The sequence below is a fragment of the Flavitalea plasmicola genome (genome assembly GCF_030546645.1).
Classification (GTDB): domain Bacteria; phylum Bacteroidota; class Bacteroidia; order Chitinophagales; family Chitinophagaceae; genus Puia.
The window spans coordinates 57,253-81,234 of the sequence record NZ_JAUOTO010000011.1; the positions used below are offsets into that span (position 1 = coordinate 57,253).

The 23,982-nt window shown below is 51.6% G+C and carries 26 protein-coding genes; 9 read left to right on the forward strand and 17 right to left on the reverse strand.

The features are described from left to right. The first annotated feature begins 8 nt into the window (after window positions 1-8). Window positions 9-1,325 carry a tRNA lysidine(34) synthetase TilS gene (tilS, locus tag Q4E93_RS32305; protein ID WP_303592086.1) on the forward strand — a complete coding sequence of 439 codons (1,317 nt, stop codon included), beginning with the start codon at window positions 9-11 and terminating at the stop codon, window positions 1,323-1,325. On the opposite strand, the gene Q4E93_RS32310 is transcribed toward tilS, so the two are convergent. The 3 genes from Q4E93_RS32310 to Q4E93_RS32320 all read right to left on the reverse strand — a co-directional run bounded on the left by Q4E93_RS32310 (window position 1,322) and on the right by Q4E93_RS32320 (window position 4,094). Beyond that, window positions 1,322-1,945, reverse strand: coding sequence for a rhomboid family intramembrane serine protease (locus tag Q4E93_RS32310; protein WP_303592087.1), 624 nt, complete (start codon window positions 1,943-1,945; stop codon window positions 1,322-1,324). The two genes, tilS and Q4E93_RS32310, sit on opposite strands and share 4 nt — an antisense overlap. A 62-nt stretch (window positions 1,946-2,007) precedes the next feature. Beyond that, window positions 2,008-2,481: a 23S rRNA (pseudouridine(1915)-N(3))-methyltransferase RlmH gene (locus Q4E93_RS32315; RefSeq protein WP_303592088.1), complete on the reverse strand. Its 474-nt coding sequence runs from the start codon at window positions 2,479-2,481 to the stop codon at window positions 2,008-2,010. Between the two features lie 155 nt (window positions 2,482-2,636). Further along, complete coding sequence (locus tag Q4E93_RS32320; RefSeq protein WP_303592089.1) at window positions 2,637-4,094, reverse strand: sensor histidine kinase; 1,458 nt, start codon at window positions 4,092-4,094, stop codon at window positions 2,637-2,639. A gap of 177 nt (window positions 4,095-4,271) precedes the next feature. Between Q4E93_RS32320 and Q4E93_RS32325 the strand changes: the two genes are divergently transcribed. Beyond that, window positions 4,272-5,633 (forward strand): chloride channel protein, encoded by a 1,362-nt coding sequence (locus Q4E93_RS32325; protein ID WP_303592090.1) that lies wholly within the window; start codon window positions 4,272-4,274, stop codon window positions 5,631-5,633. Here the strand turns inward: Q4E93_RS32325 and Q4E93_RS32330 are convergent. The 5 genes from Q4E93_RS32330 to Q4E93_RS32350 form a co-directional block, all read right to left on the reverse strand. Further along, a complete protein-coding gene (locus Q4E93_RS32330) occupies window positions 5,630-6,316 on the reverse strand; it encodes a Crp/Fnr family transcriptional regulator (protein ID WP_303592091.1) in 687 nt (228 codons plus the stop codon). The genes Q4E93_RS32325 and Q4E93_RS32330 overlap by 4 nt on opposite strands. A gap of 10 nt (window positions 6,317-6,326) precedes the next feature. Next, window positions 6,327-6,668, reverse strand: a complete 342-nt coding sequence (locus tag Q4E93_RS32335) for a thioredoxin family protein (RefSeq protein WP_303592092.1) — start codon at window positions 6,666-6,668, stop codon at window positions 6,327-6,329. Between the two features lie 156 nt (window positions 6,669-6,824). Continuing rightward, window positions 6,825-6,992 (reverse strand): hypothetical protein, encoded by a 168-nt coding sequence (locus Q4E93_RS32340; RefSeq protein ID WP_303592093.1) that lies wholly within the window; start codon window positions 6,990-6,992, stop codon window positions 6,825-6,827. 33 nt (window positions 6,993-7,025) lie between these two features. Beyond that, window positions 7,026-7,472 carry a DUF6934 family protein gene (locus tag Q4E93_RS32345; protein ID WP_303592094.1) on the reverse strand — a complete coding sequence of 149 codons (447 nt, stop codon included), beginning with the start codon at window positions 7,470-7,472 and terminating at the stop codon, window positions 7,026-7,028. A gap of 67 nt (window positions 7,473-7,539) precedes the next feature. Continuing rightward, a complete protein-coding gene (locus tag Q4E93_RS32350; RefSeq protein ID WP_303592095.1) occupies window positions 7,540-9,081 on the reverse strand; it encodes a sigma-54-dependent Fis family transcriptional regulator in 1,542 nt (513 codons plus the stop codon). Between the two features lie 77 nt (window positions 9,082-9,158). On the opposite strand from Q4E93_RS32350, the gene Q4E93_RS32355 reads away from it, so the two are divergent. After that, entirely contained in the window at window positions 9,159-10,109 is a 951-nt protein-coding gene (locus Q4E93_RS32355) for an aldo/keto reductase (protein WP_303592096.1), read from the forward strand. Between the two features lie 57 nt (window positions 10,110-10,166). Continuing rightward, window positions 10,167-10,589 (forward strand): OsmC family protein, encoded by a 423-nt coding sequence (locus Q4E93_RS32360; protein WP_303592097.1) that lies wholly within the window; start codon window positions 10,167-10,169, stop codon window positions 10,587-10,589. Between the two features lie 33 nt (window positions 10,590-10,622). Here Q4E93_RS32360 and Q4E93_RS32365 read toward each other — a convergent pair whose 3' ends face one another. Next, window positions 10,623-11,396 (reverse strand): phosphosulfolactate synthase, encoded by a 774-nt coding sequence (locus tag Q4E93_RS32365; protein WP_303592098.1) that lies wholly within the window; start codon window positions 11,394-11,396, stop codon window positions 10,623-10,625. 60 nt (window positions 11,397-11,456) lie between these two features. Between Q4E93_RS32365 and Q4E93_RS32370 the strand changes: the two genes are divergently transcribed. Then, window positions 11,457-11,741: an ArsR/SmtB family transcription factor gene (locus tag Q4E93_RS32370; RefSeq protein ID WP_303592099.1), complete on the forward strand. Its 285-nt coding sequence runs from the start codon at window positions 11,457-11,459 to the stop codon at window positions 11,739-11,741. 2 nt (window positions 11,742-11,743) lie between these two features. Here Q4E93_RS32370 and Q4E93_RS32375 read toward each other — a convergent pair whose 3' ends face one another. From Q4E93_RS32375 to Q4E93_RS32385, 3 genes are read right to left on the reverse strand one after another with little or no spacing between them, the layout of a single operon-like run. Beyond that, window positions 11,744-12,490, reverse strand: a complete 747-nt coding sequence (locus Q4E93_RS32375; protein WP_303592100.1) for an MlaD family protein — start codon at window positions 12,488-12,490, stop codon at window positions 11,744-11,746. Window positions 12,491-12,517: 27 nt separating this feature from the next. Beyond that, window positions 12,518-13,351, reverse strand: coding sequence for an ABC transporter ATP-binding protein (locus Q4E93_RS32380; RefSeq protein WP_303592101.1), 834 nt, complete (start codon window positions 13,349-13,351; stop codon window positions 12,518-12,520). Continuing rightward, window positions 13,348-14,157 carry an MlaE family ABC transporter permease gene (locus Q4E93_RS32385; RefSeq protein ID WP_303592102.1) on the reverse strand — a complete coding sequence of 270 codons (810 nt, stop codon included), beginning with the start codon at window positions 14,155-14,157 and terminating at the stop codon, window positions 13,348-13,350. The genes Q4E93_RS32380 and Q4E93_RS32385 overlap by 4 nt, the downstream gene beginning before the upstream one ends. A gap of 206 nt (window positions 14,158-14,363) precedes the next feature. Here Q4E93_RS32385 and Q4E93_RS32390 point away from each other — a divergent pair, with 206 nt between their 5' ends. Genes Q4E93_RS32390 through Q4E93_RS32405 form a run of 4 tightly spaced genes read left to right on the forward strand, consistent with a single transcriptional unit; the run spans window position 14,364 to window position 20,526 of the window. Beyond that, window positions 14,364-15,530 (forward strand): sensor histidine kinase, encoded by a 1,167-nt coding sequence (locus Q4E93_RS32390; RefSeq protein WP_303592103.1) that lies wholly within the window; start codon window positions 14,364-14,366, stop codon window positions 15,528-15,530. A 10-nt stretch (window positions 15,531-15,540) separates the two neighbouring features. Next, entirely contained in the window at window positions 15,541-19,137 is a 3,597-nt protein-coding gene (locus Q4E93_RS32395) for a response regulator (protein ID WP_303592104.1), read from the forward strand. Next, complete coding sequence (locus Q4E93_RS32400) at window positions 19,134-19,961, forward strand: CheR family methyltransferase (protein WP_303592105.1); 828 nt, start codon at window positions 19,134-19,136, stop codon at window positions 19,959-19,961. Before Q4E93_RS32395 ends, Q4E93_RS32400 begins: the two co-directional genes overlap by 4 nt. Next, entirely contained in the window at window positions 19,948-20,526 is a 579-nt protein-coding gene (locus Q4E93_RS32405) for a chemotaxis protein CheB (protein ID WP_303592106.1), read from the forward strand. Before Q4E93_RS32400 ends, Q4E93_RS32405 begins: the two co-directional genes overlap by 14 nt. Here Q4E93_RS32405 and Q4E93_RS32410 read toward each other — a convergent pair. The 5 genes from Q4E93_RS32410 to Q4E93_RS32430 form a co-directional block, all read right to left on the reverse strand. Continuing rightward, a complete protein-coding gene (locus Q4E93_RS32410) occupies window positions 20,523-21,746 on the reverse strand; it encodes an acetyltransferase domain-containing protein (RefSeq protein ID WP_303592107.1) in 1,224 nt (407 codons plus the stop codon). The two genes, Q4E93_RS32405 and Q4E93_RS32410, sit on opposite strands and share 4 nt — an antisense overlap. Window positions 21,747-21,840: 94 nt before the next feature. Continuing rightward, entirely contained in the window at window positions 21,841-22,218 is a 378-nt protein-coding gene (locus Q4E93_RS32415; RefSeq protein WP_303592108.1) for a response regulator, read from the reverse strand. A gap of 126 nt (window positions 22,219-22,344) precedes the next feature. Next, on the reverse strand, window positions 22,345-22,740 hold the full coding sequence (locus Q4E93_RS32420) for an ABC transporter permease (RefSeq protein WP_303592109.1): 396 nt from the start codon (window positions 22,738-22,740) through the stop codon (window positions 22,345-22,347). A gap of 12 nt (window positions 22,741-22,752) precedes the next feature. Next, on the reverse strand, window positions 22,753-23,283 hold the full coding sequence (locus tag Q4E93_RS32425) for a YceI family protein (RefSeq protein ID WP_303592110.1): 531 nt from the start codon (window positions 23,281-23,283) through the stop codon (window positions 22,753-22,755). Window positions 23,284-23,338: 55 nt separating this feature from the next. Next, complete coding sequence (locus Q4E93_RS32430) at window positions 23,339-23,911, reverse strand: YceI family protein (RefSeq protein WP_303592111.1); 573 nt, start codon at window positions 23,909-23,911, stop codon at window positions 23,339-23,341. Between the last annotated feature and the right edge of the window lie 71 nt (window positions 23,912-23,982).

The window sequence follows — 23,982 nt, forward strand, 5'->3', positions numbered from 1 at the left end:
ACATTGCGATGCAGCTGTTACAGGCTTTTAAGGATTTTGTCGATAAGGAAGCGCTTTTTTCTTCGAATGAGACATTGCTCGTGGCTGTCAGCGGGGGAATGGACTCGGTGGTACTGTGCGAGCTTTGCTGCCGGGCGGGATTTGATCTTATTATCGCGCATGTTAATTTTCAGCTGCGGGGAGAGGAGAGTGTGCGGGATGAGGCGTTTGTGCGGGAGATGGGAAGGAGGCTGGGCAAGCAGGTCATGGTGGAGAGGTTTGACACGACCCGGTATGCATCCGAAAAAAAATGTTCGATACAGGTGGCTGCACGCGAGCTGCGTTATCAGTGGTTCGAGCAGGTGCACGCGGGTCCCATCCTCACTGCCCATCACCAGGACGACAATATAGAGACGCTGCTGATGAATTTTTTTAAAGGGACGGGTATCGCGGGATTGCGGGGCATTCAGCCCCGGCAGGGCAGGATCGTTCGTCCCCTGTTGTTTGCTACCAAAGAAATGCTGCGGCAGTTTGCAGGAGAGCAGGGGCTTTCCTGGGTAGAGGACAGCTCCAATGCCTCGGATAAATATACGCGCAATTATTTCCGTCACCAGCTGATCCCTTTGCTGCAATCGGTGTATCCGGGCGTGACGGCGCACCTGGCCGATAATATCCAGCGATTCCGGGAGATCGAGGTGCTTTACAGACAGGGGGTGGAACAATATAAAAAGAAGCTGCTGGAGAAGAAAGGGGAGGAGGTGCATATCCCGGTGGAGAAGCTACGACGATCGCAGCCCCTGCATACGCTGATATACGAGATCATACATCCGCTGGGATTTTCCCCGCAGCAGGTGTCCTCCGTGGTGGCGCTGCTGGATGCGGGATCCGGCAAATATGTTTTGTCGGCCAGCCATCGGATACTCAAGGATCGGAATTGGTTGATCATCTCTCCGCTGGCGGAGGCGCCGGCCGATCATGTACTGATCGAATCCCCGGCAGGCAAGGTCTTATATGAAGGAGGGACCCTGGATCTGCAACTGCTGACCGTGCAGGCACCCACGGCTGATGCGTCGATCGCGTGGCTGGATACGACGGCCATGCAATTCCCGCTGTTGCTGCGCAAATGGCGTCCCGGTGACTATTTCTATCCTCTGGGAATGCGGAAGAAGAAGAAGCTGGCCCGCTTTTTTATTGACAATAAGCTTTCGCTTGCGCAAAAGGAGAAGGTGTGGGTGCTGGAGATGGACAAAAAGATCATCTGGGTAGTAGGCATGCGGATAGACGATCGTTTCCGGATAACGGAGCGAACGAAGCAGGTGCTGAGAATAGCATTTCTCCCCCGTTAGAATCTCGGGTGCCGCATCTGGTTGATGAAAGTGTTGACGACGTCGGGATGCAAGGCGATGGTAAAGACGATCCCGAAGACAGATCCCCAGAGATGGGCGTCGTGGTTGACGTTGTCCCCCCCTTTCCTGGACATATAGATCGTATAGGCCAGGAAGAGAATGGCGTAGAGAAGGGCCGGCACGCCCAGCGCCCTGGAGCCGAAGAGATAGAGGGTCTCCCAGGGGTCGATCAAAATGAAAGCGAACATGACAGCGCAGACGGCTCCTGAGGCACCCAGGCTGCGGTAGTTGTAGTCATCCCGCCGTTTGAGATAGGTGGGTATATTGGCAACGATAATTGCGCTTACGTATAATATCAGGTAATAGTAGTGCTGTAATCCTAATTCTCCCCTGTACATCACTTCCAATGCCCGTCCGAAAGAGTAAAGGGTGACCATATTGAAGAGCAGATGGATGTAATCTGCATGGATCAATCCACAGGTAAAGAAACGGTAATATTGATTGCGCATGCTGATCGCCGGAGGCCAGAAGATCAGGTCATCCATGATGCGGGGATTATTGATGGCGGTGAGTGAGATCAGAGTGGTAAGGACTATAATACTGATGGTGATCGTGAACATTGAGATTTTTTTTAAAGATAGGGTATTCCCGTGACTACTTTTAGCGGTGGATGCGTTAAGTTTTATGAATGATGATATTTTTCATTGCGTAAGATCGTACAGGCTCTGTACAGCTGTTCTGCCAGTACCAGCCGCACCAATTGATGCGGCAAGGTCAGCTGTGACAGGGACCATTTGTAGTTGGCTCTTTGCAAGACACGATCATCCAAACCATACGCGCCCCCGATGAGGAAGATAAGGTTCCGGATGCTTTCATTGGCACGTGCCTGGATAAATTGCGCCAGTCCTTCCGAGCTTTGTTGCCGGCCTCTTTCATCCAGGGCTACCAGGTGATCGTCTTTGCCGATGCTCTCCAATATCAAGTCACCTTCTTTTTTCTTCAGGTCTGCCGGAGACAGGGCGCCTGCGTTGCGGGGCGGAGAAACGATGATCCATTCAACGGGATAATAACGGCTGATCCTTTTCGTGAAGTCTTCCACTCCCGGCTTTACATATGCTTCATGGTCTTTTCCGATGGACCAGAGTTGTAGTTTCATTCGTACAAAATGTCTTTTTATCTCGAAATCATAATGTTTTTTCAATGGCCTCGGTGAATGCTTCGCATTTGATGGTCGAATGGAACCTCGCAGCGCTTATGTCAAACAGCAGAGCTCGGTTTCATTCGGCGAAATTATCGAATAGACAGGAGATCTCAACCGGCATCCGGCAACGTGAACGAAATAACGCTGCCTTTGCCCGGCTCGCTTTCTATGTGCAGGGTGCCGCCGTTGCGGAGGAGGAACTCTTTACAGAGCATGAGCCCCAGGCCCGTGCCTGATTCACCTGCCGTGCCTTTTGTCGTATAATAATTGTTCTGGCTGATCATCTCTATGGCTTCGGCGTCCATGCCTTTGCCGGTGTCTTTCACCACGACCTCTATGCCCTTGATGGCTTTTTGTACGGTGAGGGTGATGGAGCCTTTGGCGGGCGTATACTTGATGGCATTGGAGAGGAGGTTCCGCAGCACCAGGTTGATCATATCCTTGTCTGCAAATGCGCAGAGACTGTCATCCACCTGCAGGATCACCCGGATCTGTTTGGCTTTGGCCTGCAGCTGCAGCAGTCTTGCCACATCCTTTATCTGGCCGGAAATATCGATCAGGTGGGGTTTGACGGCATCCGCCTGCATCTGGCTTCTGGCCCAAAGCAGGAGATTTTCCATCAGGCTGCTGGTATACGTCAGCTCGTTGACGACCTCCGGCACCATTTCCTTGATGTCATTTGCCGGCAGATCATATTCCTGCATATTACGAAAAAGGTTTCTCAGCGCGTAGATGGGAGATTTCAGGTCATGAGCAATGATGGAGAAGAGTTTGTTCTTGAGCGCATTCAGCTCTATGAGCTCTTCTGTCTGGCGTTGGAGCAAACGTTCTTTGATGGATAGGGCCTCTTTCTGTTGCAGGATACTATGCTGATAGCCTGCATTCTCGCGTTTGATGAGGAAGAGCCCATAAAAGATAAAGGCGATGGCCAGCAGCTGATTGAATAAATAGAAGTATATGTTCGCTGCCGCCAGCTGGTAGGTGTAATGTTTGCAGATCACGGCCAGGACGAAGTAGCTGACCATGGACAGGCCGACCGAAAACAACATCTGATCGATCTCCTGGAGAAAGAATACGGATAAGATCCCGTAGAGGATAAAGGACAGTTCGACGCCCAGGTTAATGCCGCTGAAATAAACGATGCTGGTGGCAAAAGGGTAGAGGACGAAATAGGCGAGCTGGGCGGGAAAATGATGGTGACGGGCATTTAGCCAGAGCACCAGCACGCTGACTAAAGCGGGGACGCTGGCTACGAGCCATACCAGGGCAGGCAGGCTGTGATTCTGTACCAGGCCCAGGGCAGGTACCAGGATGCCTGTGAGCAGCTGGAAAAAATTGAGCTGGTTGAATATGCGAAGCTTCCGCTTTTCATAATCGCCCATGGCAGCGACGAGACCGGTGTCTTTAATCTTTTCCAGGAAACGGAGGCTCTTTTTGGCCGGTTGAAGCTGGGAAGCCCATGCCGGAAATTGGGATGCCCCCAACCTTATTTTGTCCAGCAGTTGCCAGCGGACAGAAGGCTTAGGCCGATGCGGAAATGCAAGCGGTTTTTGCGAGGTTAATTTCATGGGAATGAGATACGCGAGCCGAAAAATAAGTATTTTAATTTACAAAGGCAAGTCCCCGAGTGTCGTGTATATCAGGCTATTAAAATGTGATTAGCGTCCGCATAGCCTTCTCCGCGGCCTTATATTTGTACCTTTAACCCCGGCGAAACAAGCTAATATTAATTCAATCAATGACATATGACCTTTATCGGTAGTGTTCGTATTACGGGGAAAAAGGCGTTCGACAGGATCAGGAATGAAAAAGTGAAGCAAAATCTTCTTCAGGCTATCCCTTTTTGGGTAGCGTCTCTCGTCACCGGGCTGGTGGCGGTGGTTTATGCCAGGCTCTTTGCGCTGGCTGAAAAGGGAACGGCCTATATGCTTCACACGCATGCATGGTTATTTTTTTTGGTCACCCCGCTGTGTTTTCTCTCCGCCTGGTGGATGGTTCGCCAGTGGGCGCCCTATGCCAGGGGTAGCGGGATCCCCCAGGTGATGGCGGCTATCGAGCTGGCCACCCCGAAATACAATGATAAGGTCAACAAGCTGCTGAGCCTGCGGATAATTTTTGTAAAGGTGATATCGAGCCTTATCATGGCCTTTGGCGGAGGTGTCATCGGCAGGGAAGGGCCAACCATCCAGGTGGCGGGCTCTGTCTTCCGGAAGATCAACGAATGGCTGCCCGCCTGGTGGCCCAGGATATCCAAGCGGAATATGATCATGACAGGCGCGGCGGCAGGGCTTGCGGCGGCCTTCAATACCCCGTTGGGAGGGATCGTGTTCGCCGTGGAAGAATTGACCCGAACGCATATCAGCTATTTCAAGACTGCCTTATTCACGGCCGTCATCATTGCCGGGCTGACTGCCCAGGCCCTGCTGGGGCCTTATTTATATTTAGGATACCCGGATGTCAGCCATCTCTCTGGCTATATCTTTCTCTGTGTGTTGCTGGTGGCCATCCCTGCCGGACTTTCCGGGAGCCTGATGGCGAAATGGATCCTGAAGCTCTTCCGGTGGAAGGATAGTTTTCGCTTTACCCGCCAGCATGTCCTGTATGTGGCGGGCTGTGCGCTGCTCCTGGCATCCCTGGCTTTTTTCATAAATGAACGGGTGCTGGGATCGGGAAAGGAGCTGATGACGACAGCCTTGTTCACGCAGGATAAATACAATAGCTGGTATATGCCGCTGCTGCGCATAGTGGGACCTGTCTTTTCGTTTACGGCGGGGGCTTCCGGTGGTGTTTTCGCACCTGCGCTCAGCGCCGGCGCCAGCATCGGCGCCACGCTTTCCGGCTGGCTGCACCTGTCGGCCACCGATACCAATCTGCTGGTACTTTCGGGCATGGTGGCCTTTCTCACGGGCGTCACCCGTACGCCTTTTACTTCGGCTATACTGGTGCTGGAAATGACAGACCGTCATAACGTTATCTTTCATCTAATGCTGGCAGGAATGGTAGCCAGCCTGGTTGCGATGTTGGTAGACAAACATTCTTTCTACGATCACCTGAAATACCAGTACATGCACGAGCTGATAAAGGAGGAAGAAGCCCCTGGAAGCTAGTTCCAGGTGCCTGTGTCATTGAGCTCAATGCGTTTGCGGTTGTAGAACAGCAGTCCGGAGTCCCGCAGCTCATTGAAAAGCACGTTGACGCTCTGCCTGGAAGTGGCGATCACGCCTGCAATATCACTGTGGGTGAGGTAGTTTGGAAGGATGATCTTATTGCCCATCCGACTGCCGTCGCTGAGCGCCCAGCTTTTGATAAAACGGATCAGCCTGTATTTTGCGTCCCGGAATACCAGGTCGGAGTGCCTGTCCTCCAGCTTCCGCAGCTTTTTATTTACCGTGTGGGCGAAATCGAGCGCCATTCCGGGATGATCTTCCAGGATCTTTTTAAAGTCTGCCGTGGAAAAAGAGGCGACCATTGTTCCGGCCGTCAATGCAACGGCATATTCATCAGGGCTGAGGGATCCTTCCAGGCTCAGGTCGCCGAAGATATCAGGGGCTGTGAGAATGTCCCGGACCAGCTCGATGCCCGTCAGGTCGTAGTCGGCGATCTTTACCTTCCCTTTGATCAGGAGACAAAGTTTATGATAGGATCCTTCGCCATAGCCAAAAGCATCGCCCCTGGCATAGGTTTTCCATTTCAGCAACGAGCTGATGGTCTCCAGCTTTTCGCTGTTGAGCCGGCTGAAAAGCGGGTGGCTTTGTAGAAGGAGTAATTTGGTATTGTCTGTGTCTGGCATAAATAAGCGTTTAAAAGGTGTTTTTGTTGGTGGCGGTCAATGCATGTTCGATCCTGGTGACAAGGATCGTCCTGGAGATGAGCCCCACGACGCGGTCGACTACTTCACCGTCCCTGAAGAAAAGGATGGTGGGAATTTCAGGAACGCCCAGTTCCGTGCCGATGCCTGTCTCCTGCTCCACGTCGATGGAGAAAAAATCTACTTTGCCTTTATAGGAATTTGAGAGGTCCTCGTACACGGGCGCGATGATATGGCAGGCGCCGCTCCAGTCGGTCCTGAAATGCACCAGCGAGAGGTGCCCGCTGGTGATGACTTCTTTTTGAAGGTGTGATCTGGTGATGGTCCGGCTCATGGGCTGATAATTTGGGATTATATAGCCAAGCCGTGTGCCAGGATTTTTTTAGGCGCTGAAAGTCTTTGTGGGAGAGGGTTTGGGGGATTTTATGTTTTTGGCAGGAAAGATTTTGTTCCCAATATATTGGGAAAGTCCCAACATGTTGGGAGGGGGCTAATTAGTTTGTTTGCCTTTCAGCAGGCTGTCGGGGATGCCATATTTACGGATGGTCTCTGCAGCCTTTTTGTTCTTTTTAACAAAAAAAGGGTCTTTGCTATAGTCTATCGTATCTGTTGCGCCCTTTGATACTTTCCCCGCTTTTTTTGGACTTTTGTTGGACATAAGTGAACATTTAGACATTTTAAAATTACAATTTTATTGCCGCTTAAGCAAGAAACATTCGTACTGACGGCCCGTTCGGAATTCCTCCCATTCTCCATTTACCAAGCCTTCAATCCGAACTTTTTGATTAATAATGTTCCAGTGTTTGTTAATCCCCATTTGGTATAATCTGGTACGTGCGGGAGTGCTGCCTTCAATGTATATTATTGCCTCAGGATGGTCATCCGTAAATTGGATTACGGTTGCTGCAACCGTTGCCAATACTTTTTCCGTGTAGGAATTGTTGCTTTTTATTTTATCATCAATGCGCCGGGTCCGAGCATTCCAATCTCCAAAAGCGAGATTAAAGATCATTTCATCCCACTGCTCTATTCTGTGATATTGAACCACTTTTTTGATCAGTCCTTTCGGGCCCTGACTGAAAAATTCGTAAAAATAATTTTCAGGAACTTTAGTGACAGGGTATGACTCGAAATCCATAGGTAAGCGTTTATGAAAGCAAAAATACTAAATAATTTAGTTTTTTACTTTATCTATTTACGCTCCCTCATTCCCTTTTGATCCCCCATTTCTTCATCCTGGCTTCCAGGGTGGTGGCGTTCAGCCCCAGCAGTTTGGCGGCGCCTTTTTCGCCGCTGACCTTCCAGCCCGTCTTTTTAAGCGCTTCCAGGATATGATTTTTCTCTACGTCCTCCAGTTTGCGCAATGAGCCGGGGCGTGCGGTATTTTTTGCGGCGGGGATCCATTCTCCGTCCTCCAGCGATCCATTACGGCTGAGTATAACTGCTCTTTCGATGATATTCTCCAGCTCGCGGATATTTCCGGGCCAGTCGTATGTTTCCAGGGCTGTCATGACCCTGGCGGGGATATGGGTGATCTTTTTGCCCGTCTTCCCTTCGTGTTTCTGGCAAAAATGCTTTATCAGCAGGGGGATGTCTTCTTTTCTTTCGCGCAGGGGAGGGCAGACGACGGGAAAAACATTCAGCCTGTAATACAGGTCTTCCCGGAACTCTTTTTTTTCGATGGCTTGTTCCAGGTTGCGATTGGTGGCGGCGATCACCCGCACGTTCACTTTGAGGGTCCGGGGATTACCCAGCCGCTCGAACTCTCCTTCCTGGAGGACGCGCAGGAGCTTGGCCTGGAGTTCTACGGGGAGCTCTCCGATCTCGTCCAGGAAGATAGTGCCGCCGTCGGCCAGCTCAAAGCGGCCGATCCGTCTTTCCAGCGCACCGGTGAAGGCGCCTTTCTCGTGTCCGAAAAGTTCGCTCTCTATCAGGTTGGCAGGCAGGGCTGCACAGTTGACCTTTACCAGCGGCTTGCGGCTGCGGAGACTGATGTTATGAATCGCCCGGGCGATCAGCTCTTTGCCTGTGCCCGATTCGCCCATGATCAGCACAGTGGAATCGGTGGATGCCACCTGTTCGATCTGCCGCAATACTTTATGGAAGCGTTTGCTTTTGCTGACGATCTCGTCAAAATTGTGGTTCAGCTTTATTTCTTCCTGTAAATATTTATTCTCGGCCTGCAGTTGATTCTTCAGGGATTCTATTTCCTTTAACCGCACCGTCAGCTCCTGATGGGTCTCCTCGAGCTTTTTCCAGGCATGCAGCCTGTCGATCTCAGCTCCGGCCCTTGCGGCAAATATTTTCAACACTGCTGTCTGGTTCTGCTCCTGTGTCATCGGCAGGGGGTCGAAAGCGGCAATATGCCCGATGACCTCGCCTGAGGAAGGGTGGTAAATGGGCACTCCAATATAGGAAGACACGCCTGCCTGCTCTTCGCCCGGAAATTGCTTCTGCAGTTCTTCGGGACAGAAATAATCTTTTCCCTGCATGACGATCTCGCAGGGAGTGCCTGCTATATCGTATTCTATGGATTCCAGGAGGTCCTGCCGGTCGACATAGGACAGGGTCCGGACGCGTGTATTGTCCTCGTTGGTGCATTCCGAAACCATGGCGTAGCGGACGCCCAGGGTAGCCGTGATGTATCTGGCCAGCGCCCGGAAATAGTCTTCTCCCGTGAACCCTGCCGTATGCCTGGCCAGGGTCAGTAAGATATTCTCCTCGGATGTGTTAGATGTTTTTGGCATAATCAGCCGCCAGCGCCTTATGGCGCCCTTTTGTAAAGATATGAACAATCATTATTTTTACTTGTTAGCTTTGGACAATGATAAAAAGGCAATTAGGCCGGTCGGGGTTACAGGTAGCCCCGCTGGCGCTGGGAGGCAATGTTTTCGGCTGGACCATCGATGAAGCGACATCATTTCAGATCCTTGACAGGTTTGTGGATGCCGGCTTCAACCTGGTGGATACTGCGGATATTTATTCCCGTTGGGTTCCAGGCAACCAGGGAGGTGAATCGGAGACCATCATCGGCAAGTGGGTAAAAAGCAGGGGCCTGCGCGATAAGGTGGTCATTGCTACCAAAGTAGGCGGCGACATGGGTCAGGGAAAGAGGGATATTTCCAGAGAATATATATTGAGCGCAGTGGATAATTCACTCAGGCGCTTACAGACAGATCATATCGACCTCTACCAAAGCCACTGGGACGACGACGTCACGCCTGTGGAAGAGACCATGGAGGCCTATGCCGAACTGATCAAAGCAGGGAAAGTGAGGGCCATCGGCGCTTCCAATTTCACGCTTACCAGGCTGAAGGCTTCCCTGGAGGCCAGCGCCCGGATCGGCTATCCGCGCTATGAGAGCGTACAACCCCAGTACAACCTATATGACCGGCAGGAATTCGAGCAAGAGCTGGAGCCTCTTTGTAAGGAGCTCCAGGTCGGTGTGATCAGCTATTTTTCGCTGGCCAGGGGCTTCCTTTCGGGGAAATACCGGAGTGAGGGCGACCTTGCGAAGAGCGTAAGGGGAGGAGGGGTCAAAGCCTATCTGAACGAGCGGGGCTATCGGATCCTTGCCGCCCTGGATGAAGTGGCGGTCCAGTATGCAACCAACCCTGCCAGTGTGGCGCTTGCCTGGCTGATCGCCCGACCGTCTATCACGGCGCCTATCAGCAGCGCGACCAGCACGGCGCAATTAGACGACCTGGTGAAGGCCGCTTCGCTTTCTTTGGATGCGACGGCCCTGGAAAAGCTGAACAAGGCCAGTGCATATTGAATATGGCCAGTAATCAACGGCAGGCAATCAATCACTATAATCTTTAAAATTATCATCATGAAAAGGACAGCCAAGGCGCATTGGAAAGGCAACCTGAAAGAAGGCAAGGGAGAGATCTCCACTCCCAGCTCTATTCTCAACCAAACGAATTACTCTTTTAAGACCCGTTTTGACCCGGGCGTGGTTGGTACCAACCCAGAGGAACTGATAGCTGCGGCCCATGCAGGCTGTTTTACCATGGCTATCAGCGCCGCGCTGACCCAGGCCGGTATTACGGCCAACGATATTGAGACGGAGGCTATTCTTGATCTGGATCTGGTAGGGTTGAAGATCGACGGCATCCACCTGGATGTAAAGGCTGCCGTCATCGACGGTGTGTCGGAAGAGAAGTTCAAGGAAGTGGCAGAAGGCGCCAAGTCCGGCTGCATCGTCTCGAAAGCGCTGAATGTTCCCATTACGCTGTCCGTGACGTATAAATAGCCGACCGGCTGCCGGACTACGGGCTTTGGCGGCTTATTTAAGAAATAAATTAAATGAATCCCCTCTGAGACCAATCCGCATGGATTCCAGCGCGATGACCTCGGAGGGGTTTATATTTCCCAAATTGGCATTGGGGCCGATCAGGGTAAGGAAATACAGCTGCTGGTCTTTCTGCGGCGCTTCCCAAATGATCTTTTCCGCGGGCACCTTGGTAAGGATCTCCTGTACCAGGCCTTCCCGGACCTCGCCGGAATTGCGGTAAAGGCCCACGGTGCCTGTTTCCCGGGCTTCTGCCACGATATAGGAGGCGCCGGCTTCCATCTCCGCCTTCATCAATTGGATCCAGCGGTAGGGTGGCGTAATATGTTCCCGATCCTTATCTTTCGAGCCTACTTCGCTGAGCACGGTGCCGTAGGCAGATAGTTTTTCGATATAGCCGCATTTTTCTTCATGAGGAATGTCGATGGAACCATCGGATACTTCGATATAATCGATGGCGTAGTCTTTTAGCAATTGGACAAAATCCGTGAATTGGTTGCGGATGACGAAAGCTTCGAACAACAGCCCTCCGAAGTAAACTTTCATGCCTGCATCCTGGAAGACCTTTACCTTTTCGTGGAGGTCCTGCGATACGAAGGCGGTTCCGAAGGCCAGCTTTACGATGTCTACGTAGGGGGCCGCCACCGAAATGAGGCTTTTCGCTTCGGTCACGCTTAAACCCTTGTCATTGATCATGGTAAGACCATACGTCCGAGGGCTTTCCGTCCGCTCCGGTATATGTGTTAAAGGGAAGTTCTTCACGTTCATACCTGCAATTTACAATGTATATAATGAAAAAATCTGTAATTTCACCCACAAACTTGTCATATGGCTCAGATGGACCCAAAAAGGGCGGAGAAGATATCCAAGGCTCTGTCCGACCCCACACGGTTGAAGATACTCAGCGAGATCAGGAAGAGAAATGAATGCCTCTACTGTGTAGACTTGTATGAGAATATCCATCTGGCGCAGCCTTCCATCAGCCATCATATGAAACAGCTGACCGACACGGCCCTCATCCTCTCAGAAAAAGAGGGGCGTAATATCAAGTACAAGATGAATAACGAGGTGATCGACGAGTATATCGATTTTTTGCAGGGGCTGAAAAAATAGGATCAATTCTTTTTGTCTTTTTCTTTTGATTTCTGTTCTTCCTCCTGTTTTTTCTTAGCCTCTTCTTCCTGCTTCTTCTTTTCCTTGTCCTTCTTCCTGAAGTATCCTCTCAACAGGAAATTATGTTTGGCTGCCTCCATGTTCTCACTGAGGCCCTCGGAGCTTTTCTTCAGGTTCTTCATCGTGGTACTGATGTTGGAGGAAAGGCTGGTGTCTTTCAATAGTTTTCCCAGGGCGCCCTTCCCACTGTTGATCCGGGAGGTGATGTCCGCCAGGTTGCCGGTGATTACTGATGCATTATCCGCTGAGACTTTCAGGCTGGCAATGATCTGATCGGTCTCGATCGGCTTGAGTGATCCGATGGTGTCTCCTTCGCGTACCGGGGACTGACCGGCTGTACCCGCCACAATCGCGATGACCTTATCGCCCATCAGTCCTTCGGAGCTGATGCTGGCCTTTGCGTCCTTCTTGATGAATTTTTGGGCTTTCTTCTGGATGATCATCTCCACCTGTACCGACGTATCGGTGACCAGCGCGATCCCATCCACGGTGCCGACGTCGATGCCGCCCAGCCGCACATTGCTGCCGATCTTGAGTCCGCTGACGGAATTGAAAAGCGCGCTGATATGCAGCACGGATCCGAATTTATTCTTTTGCTTGCCGATGTAATAGATGGCGGCAATCGCTACAACGAGGGCTGCGACTGCGAAGAGCCCCAGCTTCCATTTATAATTTTTTTCCTTTGGCATAACTGCATGTTTAAGTGTATCCGTTCTTTAATGGAAAAAGCTCCGGATCCATTCATCCTTCGACTTTTCCAGTTCTTCATAATTTCCTTCCGCCACCACGACTCCTTCCTTCAGCATGATGATCCTGTCCGCTGTCAGCCTGGCGCAGGCCATGTCGTGAGTGATAGTAATGGACGAGATATTGTATTTCTGTTTCATTTTGATCATCAGCTCGCTGATCTCATGGGCAGTGCCCGTATCGAGGCCGGTGGTAGGTTCATCATAGAGCATGATCTCGGGGCGAAGGATCAGCGTTCTGGCAAGACCGATACGTTTGCTTTGTCCTCCCGACAGCTTGGAAGGCATCTGGTCAATCGAATCCGTCAAACCTACGTTCTCCAGCATCTCCATGATGACGGCCTCTTTCTTTTCCCGCGTCATGGTCTTTTTGTGTTTCCGCAAGGGAAAGGCAAGGTTCTCCCTCACCGTCATGGAGTCATAGAGCGCGGCATTCTGAAAAAGAAACCCTACTCTCACCCGCAGGGCATTGAGCTCCTCATATTTCAGGGTGGAGATGTCCTGACCCAGCACGGAGATCTCGCCCTCGTCCGGGTATTCCAGGCCCACCATGCACTTGATCAGCACGGATTTTCCGGAGCCTGATTTGCCCAGGACCACCACGTTCTCTCCCTTGCGTACTTCCAGGTCCACGCCTTTTAACACCTCATGGTCTTTAAAAGCTTTCTTGAGGCCGCGTATAGTAATGACGGGCTCCTGGGACTCGTTCCCCGCGGCCCTTTTTTCTTCGCTGGCGGCCGTGGGCTCCTGCGGCTCCTCGGCGCCTGCTTCATTCTCAATGGTATCGTTTACTTTTTCTGTCATACTAAAAGGTCTGTGATCTGAGCCGCCAGCATGTCGATGACAAATACTGCCAACGAGGATGCCACCACGGCGGAATTAGCGGCCATGCCCACGCTTTCGGTGCCCCTGCGTGCGTTCCAGCCTTTATAGCAACCGATGAGCCCTATCACCCCCCCGAAGAAAAAAGTTTTGATGATGGCCGGGAGAACATCGATGAATTCCAGGTGCGACATGGCTGCGACGAAGAAATGGCGCAGGGTGGTGGTGTCATGTATATTCATGGCGAGATAGCCGCCGAATAAAGCGATAATATCGGAATAAATGGTCAGCATCGGGACCATCAGGATGGTGGCCAACGTGCGCGTGACGACGAGGTAGCGAAAAGGGTTGATGGCCGACACTTCCATGGCGTCTATCTGTTCTGTCACTTTCATGGACCCCAGCTCCGCGCCCATGCGCGAACCTATCTTTCCGCAGCAAATGAGGGCCGTGATCATCGGACCTATCTCTCTTACCACGGAGACCGAGATCATCCCGGGTATCATCGAGATGGCGCCGAACTGCGCCATGGAAGGGCGTGTCTGGATCGTAAGCACGGCACCCATGATAAAACCCGTCAGACTGATGAGAAAGGTGGATTTATAGCCTACGAGGAAACATTGGTAGAAGATCTCGCGCCATTCATAGGGAGGTTTTAACACATTCCCGAAGAACCTACCGGCAAAGGCCACCAGATCGCCGGCAGCATAAAAGAATTTCTGCAGCTCGCTTCTTTTGACCGTGACGTGAATCTTAGCTTTCTGATATGGGTTAAGGCTGGGTGGCATAGTAAATCGTTTAATGATGCGGTGTCCTGACAATAGAATTTCAATTATTAATCCAAAAAGCCCGGACAAGGCTTAAACAGGCAAATTCAGGATGAAAAAGGATCTTTCGCCCTCATGGCCCCCACTGACGTGCCAGAAAATTGTAGAAATACTTCCCCATATATTCGCACTTACCGATCTACTTTATCGCTTACTTTTGTTCATCCATGATATTGATCGTCGATGATAAACCAGAGAACATATTCTCCTTAAAGACCATCCTGGAATTACATTCTTTTCCTACTGATACGGCTTTAAGCGGAGAGGAGGCCCTGAAAAAGATCCTCAGGCATTCCTATGCCCTGATCATACTGGACGTGCAGATGCCGGGCATGGATGGCTTCGAAGTGGCCGAGGCGATCAGCGGATCCAGCAAGGCGCGCGATATTCCCATCATCTTTCTTTCCGCGGCCAATACAGACAAAAAATTCATTACCAAGGGATATTCGTCGGGCGGGATGGACTATATCACCAAGCCGATCGACCCGGACATCCTGTTGCTGAAGGTAAAGACCTTTTACAGGTTGTATGAGCAGAACAGCGAGCTGAACAGGATACATGCGAGTCTGCGGAGTGAGATCGAGTTCCGGAAGAAGGTGGAAGGCGAGCTGCAGGAGGCCCTCGGGAAGAAGGATGAGTTCATCAGCATTGCGAGCCATGAGCTGAAAACGCCGCTGACGACCATCAAGGCCTATGTCCAGCTGCTGGATCGGGCCATCGGGGAGGATGATCCTACCAGGATGTATGTGGAAAGGACCCTGGTACAGGTGCGCAAGCTGGACAATCTCATCGTCGACCTGCTGGACCTTTCCAAGATCGAAAGCGGCAAATTGAAATTCAACAAGAAGGTGTTTAATTTCGGGTCCACTCTTTCCAGCGCCATCGAGATGATACGGCAGACATACCCGGAATATCGCGTCGTATTGAAGGGCAGCGCGGATGTACAACTGAACGGGGATGAGATGCGGATCGAGCAGGTGCTCATCAATTATCTCACCAATGCCGTCAAGTATTCGCCGGACAATAAGGAGATCCAGATCGAAACAAAGATCGAAAATGATCAGCGGCTGTGTGTGCGGGTGAGAGATTTCGGCATCGGTATCCAAAAAGACCATCAATCCAATATCTTTCATAAATTTTACAGGGTGGAAGAGGCGGCCAATCGTTTCCAGGGATTGGGCATCGGCCTGTATATATGCGCCGAGATCATCCGCAGGCATGAAGGAGCGTATGGTGTAGAGAGTGAGCCCGGCCAGGGATCCGTCTTCTATTTTTCCATCCCTGTCGCCAACGGCAGGGCATTACAGACCGTGAATGAACAGATAAAAAAATAAAGTACACCTGATGAACATTGTTATGCGACCCGGCTTATTGCGCAATCTGCAGATCGGGTTTGGACTATCTCTGTTGATCCTGGTCATTTCTTCCGTCGCCAGTTATAGCAGCATTCAAAACCTTCTGAGGAGCTCCCGGCTGGTGGATCACACGGATTCCGTCCTTACGAGGCTGGAAAGCGTCCTTTCCATCCTGAAGGATGCGGAGGCAGGCCAGCGCGGGTATCTATTGACGGGAGACAGCACCTACCTGCGTCCTTACTATGGCAGCCAGGAAAGGGCGCTGGCCGTCGCGGACAATATCCGGGCTATGACAGTGGATAACCCGGGGCAGGCGCAGCATGCCAACGAACTGTATAATCTGATCTCTCAACGGCTGACCATACTCCAGCAGATAATCGATGAGAAAAGGGAGAACAACCTTTTCAGCCTTGCCGACCTGAAGAAGGGGCAGGGTTATATGGATGAGGTCCGGGGGATCGTCCAGCGGATGCAGGAGGAGGAGCGCCGGCTCCTGGCGATCAGGGTCGAGCAGGTGAAAAAATTCTCCGGCTATACGCCTGTGCTTATTCTCATTGCCGCCCTGGTTTCACTCCTGATAACCGTATTCTTTTACAGGCGTGTCCATAATGATTACCTGGAAAGGACCATCCTTTACACCGAGCTTCAGAATAAGGATGAGGAGATCGGCCGGCGCATAGGCATCATCAGCGGGATCGCGGACCGGATATCGGATGGGGACTACCAGGTACGGGTGTCTGACGAACAGAAAGATAATCTGGGAGGTCTTTCCGTCAGTCTGAATAAAATGGCGGAAAGCCTGGAGTATTCCTTCCGTCAATTGTCCGACAATGAATGGCACCAGGCCGGCGTGGCGCGACTCAATGAGATCCTCATCGGCGAGTCGGATATGAAGACACTGGCAACCAATATCGTCAATTTCATCACGGAATACACGCATAGCAGGATAGGGGCGGTCTATATCATGGATACTTCTTCCCGTATGCTGGTCCTGCAAAGCACGTATGCTCTGTCGCCTGACAGCAAGCGCAGGACGATCGCTCCGGGCGAAGGGCTGGTAGGGCAGGTGGCACAGGACGGCAAGCGGATGCTCGTGAAGGATATCCCGCCAGGGGAGTGGGTGGTCAGTTTTGCGGCAGGCAGCATCAGGCCGCGCACGATGGTGGCTTTTCCTTTCTTCCATGAAAAGAAGATATTGGGCGTCATCGAGCTGGGATCCCTGGAATATTATACTGAGCGGGAACTGGGCTTTTTCAGCAGTATCGGAGAGAACATAGGTTCGGCCGTCAGCAGCATCGAGACGCGACTGAAGCTGCAGGAGCTATTGGAAGAGACCCAGGCCCAGTCTGAAGAGCTGCAGGCGCAGCACGTCGAGATGGAGAATATGAATTTGGAACTGGAGGTCCAGGCCGAGAAGCTGCAGGTGTCCGAAGAGGAGCTGAAGGTACAGCAGGAAGAATTGCAGCAGACAAACCAGGAGCTGGAGGAAAGGAGCCGAAGCCTGGAAGAGAAGAACCAGCTCATCCTCATACGGAACCTGGACATTCAGAAAAAAGTCGAAGAGCTGGCGCAGACCACGAAATACAAGTCGGAGTTCATGGCCAATATGTCCCACGAGCTGCGGACCCCGTTGAATTCTATCCTGCTGCTGTCCAGGCTGCTGGCGGAGAATGGCGGAAAAAATCTTTCTTCCGAGCAGATAGAGTATGCGCAGGTCATCCAGCACTCGGGGCAGGGGCTGCTGGAACTGATCGACGAGATCCTGGACCTGTCGCGCATCGAATCCGGCAAGCTTCAGCTGGAGCATACGCTGGTGAGCGTGGAGGAGATCGTTAACGATATGCGCATGCTGTTCGTGCCATTGGCAAAGGACAAGAACCTGGAGCTGAGCTTTGTCATTGATCCGGAGACGCCCGCTCAGATAGAGACGGATAAGATGCGCCTGGAGCAGATCCTGAAGAACCTTCTTTCCAACGCATTCAAGTTCACAGCCAAGGGATCGATCACGCTGAGCATAGCACCTTCGGCGCGGCAGCATTTCATCGATCTTTCCGTCCGGGACAGCGGCATCGGTATCCCCAAAGAAAAGCATGAGCTGATCTTTGAAGCTTTCCAGCAAGCCGATGGTTCCACCCGCCGCAAATACGGAGGCACGGGGCTGGGGCTTTCCATCAGCCGGGAGCTGGCCAAGCTCCTGGGAGGTGATATCGTACTGGACAGCAAGCCCGATGCAGGCGCAGCGTTCAAGGTTTCCATACCGCAGTTCAAAATGGAGGCAACGAAGGAAGCGCCGGCGCCCGTCCTTTCCAAAATGAGCTCGGTGACCCTGGGAGAAAATACACCCGTCTTTACGCTGACCGATATACCGCCGGATATACCTGATGACAGGGATCATCTCACGCCGATGGACAGGCCTTTGCTAATCGTGGAGGACGACGCTTATTTTGCAAGGGCCTTGCTGGAATTCGGCCGTAAGAAAGGGCATAAGGGGATCATTTCCGTCAGGGGCGACACGGTGGTCAGCCTGGCGAAGACATACAATCCCATGGGGATACTGCTGGATATCCAGCTGCCTGTGCGGAATGGGTGGGAAGTGATGGACGACCTGAAAAAAGACCCGAAGACCAGGCATATACCCGTGCACATCATCTCCTCCTTCGAGGTAAAGAACGAGAGCCTGATAAAAGGCGCGATCGACTTTATCTCCAAGCCTATGGCATTTGAAAAAATGGATGCCGTTTTCGAGCGGATCGAATATGTGCTGAACCGCAGCTCCAGGAAAGTGCTCATTATCGAGGACAACACCCGGCATGCCGAGGCCCTTTCCTATTTCCTTGGTACGCACGATGTCCGGTCCGAGATCGCCCATACGATCGCCGAAAGCATTACCATGCTGGAAAAGGAAGCCGTGCATTGTGTCATTCTCAGCAGAGAAGCTGCGGATGAGGCCGACCGGGAGAGCCTGGACACCATACGCAAGCATCCGGGATTGGAAAATATTCCCATTATTGTGCTAACGGGCAAGACGATCTCCAAAGGGGAAGAGGTGCGACTCCGGCAGTATGCGGATTCCATCGTGGTGAAGACCGCCCATTCCTACCAGCGGATCCTGGACGAAGTATCCCTGTTCCTTCACCTGGTGGACGGGGAACAGGAAACCAGTCCTTCGAATGTGCTGGGCAAGCTGGGGGCGCTGGACGAGGTGCTGAAGAACAAGACCGTATTGATAGCCGACGACGATGTTCGCAATATCTTTTCGCTGACCAAGGCGCTGGAGACGCATAAGATGCGGGTGCTTTCGGCCATGGACGGAAAGGAGGCGCTGGCGATTGCCGAAGAAGGGACTTCATCCGTTGACATTGTATTAATGGATATGATGATGCCGGAGATGGACGGTTTTGAGGCCATTGCCCGGATCAGAAAGCATCCGCGCCTGAAGCATATACCTATTATTGCCGTCACGGCGAAGGCTATGGCAGGCGACCGGGAAAAATGTATCCAGGCAGGGGCTTCAGACTATATTTCGAAACCCGTGGACATCGACCAGCTTATGTCGCTGCTACGGATATGGTTATATGAAAAATGATCACCTCCATCCGATATGAGGAGCTGGACATTTTGTTGAACGATCTTTTTACAAGGTACGGGTATGATTTTACCGAATATTCCCGCGCCAGCCTGCAAAGAAGGGTCCAGCGCCTTTTCACCCTGGATAAATTTCCCAGCTTTGCGGAATTCCGTCATCGCCTGCAAAATGATCCGCTCTATTTCCGCCGCTTTGTGGAGGAGATCACGGTGAATGTGACCGAGATGCTGCGGGACCCTTCATTTTACCGGACCCTGCGTACTTCCATCCTGCCTGTTCTGGCCACCTATCCTTTTATCCGGATCTGGCATGCGGGGTGCTCCACCGGGGAAGAAGTGTATTCCATGGCTATCATATTGAAAGAGGCGGGACTGCTGCATAAGTCCCTGCTGTATGGAACGGATATCAATCCGCTGGTCATTGAAAAGGCGCGGAAAGGGATCTTTCCAGTCAGCCAGATGCAGAAATATTCGGAGAATTATATCCAGTCGGGGGGCATCCAGGATTTTTCCGCTTATTATACTGCCAATTACCATTTGGCGAAGTTTGACACCAGCCTGACGGGAAAGATGATCTTTTCCACCCATAACCTGGTATCGGATTCCTCTTTTAATGAATTTCAGCTGATATTGTGCAGGAATGTGCTGATCTATTTTGAAAGGAATCTTCAATCGAAAGTGTTCAAAATATTTGACTATAGCCTGGAGAACTTCGGGTATCTTGCCCTGGGTTCGAAGGAATCTCTCCGGTTTTCGCCCATAGCGGACCGGTACAGGCAGATCGGGAAAGAAAAAATTTGGAGGAAGGTCCATGAGGCGACCTAAATTAATGATCATTGGCGGCTCGGCGGGCAGCCTGCAGGTGATCCTGGGGATACTCCCGGTGATCCACCCGGAATTTCCGGTGCCCATACTGATCATCCTGCACCGTAACAGTGTTTTTGAATCCAACCTGGAGGAACTTCTTGCTTCCAGGACGCAGGCGCTCATCAAGGAAGTGGAGGAGAAAGAGCCCATCCTGCCGGGGGCCATTTATATCGCTCCGGCCGATTACCATGTACTGATCGAAGCGGACCATACCTTTTCACTCGATTATTCCGAAAGGGTGAACTTCAGCCGCCCCAGCATCGATGTTACTTTTCGTTGTGCAGGCGATGTGTATGGGGCAGACCTCATTTGTCTCTTGCTTTCCGGTGGCAACGCGGATGGGGTGGAAGGCCTTCAATATGTCAAGGGGCGGGGTGGGATCGTAGTCGTACAGGATCCAGCTACCGCAGAGGTATCTTATATGCCACAACATGCCGTCAACCAGGTGGCCGTCGATTTCCTGGTGCCGGCCGAGGATCTGCCTGCTTTTTTGAAGGGACTCGCGACGTGGCCTCCTGCTTAAAAATAGCTCAGCCACCATTTCTGCGCCTGGTTGGCCCTTTTATATCGGTCGAAACGGCTGCTCAGCGGATAAAGCATTACGATCACCGCCATCCATACAAGGTATACCACCGGCAGCGAGAACCCATAGCCTTTTAGCTGGGGGTTGGCCGTTACCCAGGTGGTAAGGTCTACCATATCCGAGGCCGCATGGCCGGAGGCCATGGCGGCCAGGATGGCCAGTCCATGAATGAGCGGTATGTGCACCAGGTAGTAGAACATAGGGACGCGGCCAAAGACGGTGAGTTTTGAAGTTAATGCGTTGAGTGGTTTTTCCGAATAAGCCAGGAAGAGCAGGGCGGGGCCCAGCGTCATGAGGGCATATAGCAGGGATGGGGGATATTTTGTCGTGTTGATGAACGACATCAGGGTATAGATCGCATTCTTTTGGGAAGACCAATGTGAGGGATCGCCGTAGATATTTGTCCAGCGCAATAAGACGAACAATACGATGGCGCCGATGCCCAGGTTGCGCAGCGATCTTTTCCGGAACTCAGGGGCCACACCGGGTGCGTATAAACTACCCAGGCAATAACCCAGGGTGATGATGCCGATCCATGGGATGATGGGATAGCCGACCAGCGGATTGATGCCTCCAAATTGGAAGGCAAAGCTTTGTTCATGCAGGAGGGCCCAAAGGAAGGCAGGTAAACCTTTGCCGGCCACATGGGTCGTATCGAGGAAATTGTGCCCGGCCACCAGGACCACACCAATCAGCAGGATGACGGGGCGGGGCAGGTGGATCAACAGGGAAAGGGCCATCATGCTGATGCCAAAGGCCCAGATCACCTGCAGGATCAGTGCAGGATAGTGGGGATTAAAGGTCCATTCCAATGTGACGATGGCTAATTCCGCCACCACCAGCCACAGACCCCGGGTAAAAAGGAAGAAGGAAAGCGCTTTTTTGCCGTTCTTCAGCCCATAAAGGCAGGCGGACACGCCGGCCAGCATCATAAAGATGGGCGCGCAGAAATGGGTTATCCACCGGGTCAGGAAGATGGGGACTGAGGTATGTTGAAGGTCGGTGGGATCGTTGACGTAGGAATAAGCGTGGAAGTAGTCACGGACATGGTCCAGCGCCATGATGATCATGACGGTACCTCTTAGCAGATCGATGGATTCAATACGTTTGCTTTTCGTTTTGGCGGCTGCGATGGGCGCAGCGACGGCAGTATTAGACATACCGTAAACTTAGTAAAAAAGAATTAAATGCGGTAATTTTTAATTTTTGTCGAATAAAATTCGATATCAGCGGTAGTATTCAATTTCCCAACGGTCAGACTTCCGGCACGGGCTGATTGATGGCGACCTGGACGATGGCTTCCAATTCAATGATATCAAAAGGTTTTTGAAGGAAATAGTCCGCGTGTGCTTCTTTTGCCAGCTGCGTGACGTTGCTGTTCGCGCTGAAGAAGATGACTGGAATGCCTTGCAGGTCAGTGGTATTTTTCAGCTCTTTCGTAGCTTCTATGCCACCGGGTCCGGGGATCCAGTTGTCCATGAGGATGACATCCGGCTGCAGGTTTCTGACGCGATCGACCACCTGGTGGGAATTATTGAGGGTAGAGACGTCAAATCCTTTCTTTTTGAGCACGATGGAGCATATCTGCAATATGTCCATGTCATCGTCTAGTATCAGTACCTTTTTATTCATATTATTACTATAAAAGTAAACAGCTTCCTCTGAGGGGAGCTGTTTATCTATCATAAAATTTCGTGCCACCCGCTGCGGTGACAGCGGGCAGGGAAGTATATTTCTTTCTGAATGTGGATAAGTTGCTCAGGCTTTTTGCCGGATGAACAAAGGCTTCAGCGTGTACCAGGCTAAAGCCGGGAAGAAGTGCATGGGGATGACCATGCCGGGAAAGAGCTCGGGCGTTTCTAGCGTCGTGGGCAGTTTATAGGAGATGGGCGTCAGCAGGCTGGCAAAGCTCAGGATGGTGAACAGCAGGTTGAATACGATCTCGCCTTTATCCTTCAACCATTTGTCCAGCGCCGTGAATCCGATGGCAGCCAGGACGCCGCCGGCCACACTGCCTGCGACGATGCGTATGGAGGAGGCTACTTTGCTGAAGTCCGCTTCATTGATGGAATAATAGAGATGTGCGTAGATCAGTCCGGCCAGGCCGGCAAGGAGGCCGGATATGATGCCGAGAACGAGTGCTTTTTTAAACATGGGGGTTAGCGTTTATTTGGTAACAGGGACTTTGATATCTATTTTGATCTGCTCGCCTACATCCCCGCCAGGCTTGCCGACCTTGAAGTCGCTGCGATTGACGGTGAAGCTACCGGTGAAGACGGCGCCAGCGGCGCTCTTCTGAAAAGTGAAAGGGATGGTAGTGGATCTCTTAACGCCGTGTACTTCCAGATCACCCGTGACCTGGAATCCATTGCCGGCCTTTACAACTTTCTGGGATACATAACGGATCTGTGGATATTTGGCTGCATCGAACCATTCGTCGCTTTTTGCGTGCTTGTTCTGCAGGCCATTGCCTGTATTGATGGATGCCACGTCGATGCTGACATTGAATTTCGATGCAGCGGGGTTTTGCTCGTCGAAGACGATGTCGCCTTTAAAGGTCTTGAAGACGCCGGATGCGTCGTTGCTTGAAAATTCTATGTTATAGCCGTCAGCTATCTTCCAATTGGTGGCAATGAAGGTAAAAGCACTTGTTGTCAGGATCAGTGTGGCTATTGCGGGATAGATATACTTGTTCATAAAAAATTCTTTGAAGATACCCTATCCACCATCGGTGGATAGGGTAGAAAGATAATTAATCTTTTACGAATTCTGCATTTGCGTTCAGGGCTACTTCGTCGCTCAGCATAGCGCTGGGGAAGCCTGTGGCGATGCCGAAATCGGTACGTTTGATCGTGCCAGTGACTTTAAAGCCTGCTACGGTTTTTTTGCTCTGGGGATTTTGAGTCGTACCGTTGAGCGTGGCTGTCAGCACTACGGGCTTGGTAACGCCATGCAAAGTAAGGTCGCCGGCTACTTCATACGTCTTGGCGCCAGTCTTTTTAAAGGAAGTGCTTTTAAAGGTCAGCGTGGGGTATTTAGCTGCGTCAAAGAAATCGGGGCTTTTCAGGTGATTGTTCCTTTGTTCGTTGCCTGTGTTGATGGTGCTTACTTCTGCGCTTAGGTCTACTACGGCATCCGTGAGGTCGTCCTTGGACGCGGTGATCTTTGCGGTGACGCTGCCGAAGTTGCCGTCGATCTCGGAGATGCCCAGGTGGGTAATTCCGAAATTCAGCTGGGAATGCGCTTTATCCCAGTTCCAGGTCTGAGAAAAACCAGCGGTTGATAAAAGGGTAAAAAATGCTGCTGTTACGAGTGTCGATTTCATTTTTTTTGTTTTTTGATATGTATAGGTTAATTAACGACAAAATACGAACGAAGGTTGAATTTTAATGTTTA

What these genes read in the sequence shown, in the direction of transcription:
- tilS (WP_303592086.1), top strand. Translation starts at nt 9, where the DNA reads ATGCAGCTGTTACAGGCTTTTAAGGATTTTGTCGATAAGGAAGCGCTT.
- Q4E93_RS32310 (WP_303592087.1), bottom strand. Translation starts at nt 1,945, where the DNA reads ATGTTCACGATCACCATCAGTATTATAGTCCTTACCACTCTGATCTCA.
- Q4E93_RS32315 (WP_303592088.1), bottom strand. Translation starts at nt 2,481, where the DNA reads ATGAAACTACAACTCTGGTCCATCGGAAAAGACCATGAAGCATATGTA.
- Q4E93_RS32320 (WP_303592089.1), bottom strand. Translation starts at nt 4,094, where the DNA reads ATGAAATTAACCTCGCAAAAACCGCTTGCATTTCCGCATCGGCCTAAG.
- Q4E93_RS32325 (WP_303592090.1), top strand. Translation starts at nt 4,272, where the DNA reads ATGACCTTTATCGGTAGTGTTCGTATTACGGGGAAAAAGGCGTTCGAC.
- Q4E93_RS32330 (WP_303592091.1), bottom strand. Translation starts at nt 6,316, where the DNA reads ATGCCAGACACAGACAATACCAAATTACTCCTTCTACAAAGCCACCCG.
- Q4E93_RS32335 (WP_303592092.1), bottom strand. Translation starts at nt 6,668, where the DNA reads ATGAGCCGGACCATCACCAGATCACACCTTCAAAAAGAAGTCATCACC.
- Q4E93_RS32340 (WP_303592093.1), bottom strand. Translation starts at nt 6,992, where the DNA reads ATGTCCAACAAAAGTCCAAAAAAAGCGGGGAAAGTATCAAAGGGCGCA.
- Q4E93_RS32345 (WP_303592094.1), bottom strand. Translation starts at nt 7,472, where the DNA reads ATGGATTTCGAGTCATACCCTGTCACTAAAGTTCCTGAAAATTATTTT.
- Q4E93_RS32350 (WP_303592095.1), bottom strand. Translation starts at nt 9,081, where the DNA reads ATGCCAAAAACATCTAACACATCCGAGGAGAATATCTTACTGACCCTG.
- Q4E93_RS32355 (WP_303592096.1), top strand. Translation starts at nt 9,159, where the DNA reads ATGATAAAAAGGCAATTAGGCCGGTCGGGGTTACAGGTAGCCCCGCTG.
- Q4E93_RS32360 (WP_303592097.1), top strand. Translation starts at nt 10,167, where the DNA reads ATGAAAAGGACAGCCAAGGCGCATTGGAAAGGCAACCTGAAAGAAGGC.
- Q4E93_RS32365 (WP_303592098.1), bottom strand. Translation starts at nt 11,396, where the DNA reads ATGAACGTGAAGAACTTCCCTTTAACACATATACCGGAGCGGACGGAA.
- Q4E93_RS32370 (WP_303592099.1), top strand. Translation starts at nt 11,457, where the DNA reads ATGGCTCAGATGGACCCAAAAAGGGCGGAGAAGATATCCAAGGCTCTG.
- Q4E93_RS32375 (WP_303592100.1), bottom strand. Translation starts at nt 12,490, where the DNA reads ATGCCAAAGGAAAAAAATTATAAATGGAAGCTGGGGCTCTTCGCAGTC.
- Q4E93_RS32380 (WP_303592101.1), bottom strand. Translation starts at nt 13,351, where the DNA reads ATGACAGAAAAAGTAAACGATACCATTGAGAATGAAGCAGGCGCCGAG.
- Q4E93_RS32385 (WP_303592102.1), bottom strand. Translation starts at nt 14,157, where the DNA reads ATGCCACCCAGCCTTAACCCATATCAGAAAGCTAAGATTCACGTCACG.
- Q4E93_RS32390 (WP_303592103.1), top strand. Translation starts at nt 14,364, where the DNA reads ATGATATTGATCGTCGATGATAAACCAGAGAACATATTCTCCTTAAAG.
- Q4E93_RS32395 (WP_303592104.1), top strand. Translation starts at nt 15,541, where the DNA reads ATGAACATTGTTATGCGACCCGGCTTATTGCGCAATCTGCAGATCGGG.
- Q4E93_RS32400 (WP_303592105.1), top strand. Translation starts at nt 19,134, where the DNA reads ATGATCACCTCCATCCGATATGAGGAGCTGGACATTTTGTTGAACGAT.
- Q4E93_RS32405 (WP_303592106.1), top strand. Translation starts at nt 19,948, where the DNA reads ATGAGGCGACCTAAATTAATGATCATTGGCGGCTCGGCGGGCAGCCTG.
- Q4E93_RS32410 (WP_303592107.1), bottom strand. Translation starts at nt 21,746, where the DNA reads ATGTCTAATACTGCCGTCGCTGCGCCCATCGCAGCCGCCAAAACGAAA.
- Q4E93_RS32415 (WP_303592108.1), bottom strand. Translation starts at nt 22,218, where the DNA reads ATGAATAAAAAGGTACTGATACTAGACGATGACATGGACATATTGCAG.
- Q4E93_RS32420 (WP_303592109.1), bottom strand. Translation starts at nt 22,740, where the DNA reads ATGTTTAAAAAAGCACTCGTTCTCGGCATCATATCCGGCCTCCTTGCC.
- Q4E93_RS32425 (WP_303592110.1), bottom strand. Translation starts at nt 23,283, where the DNA reads ATGAACAAGTATATCTATCCCGCAATAGCCACACTGATCCTGACAACA.
- Q4E93_RS32430 (WP_303592111.1), bottom strand. Translation starts at nt 23,911, where the DNA reads ATGAAATCGACACTCGTAACAGCAGCATTTTTTACCCTTTTATCAACC.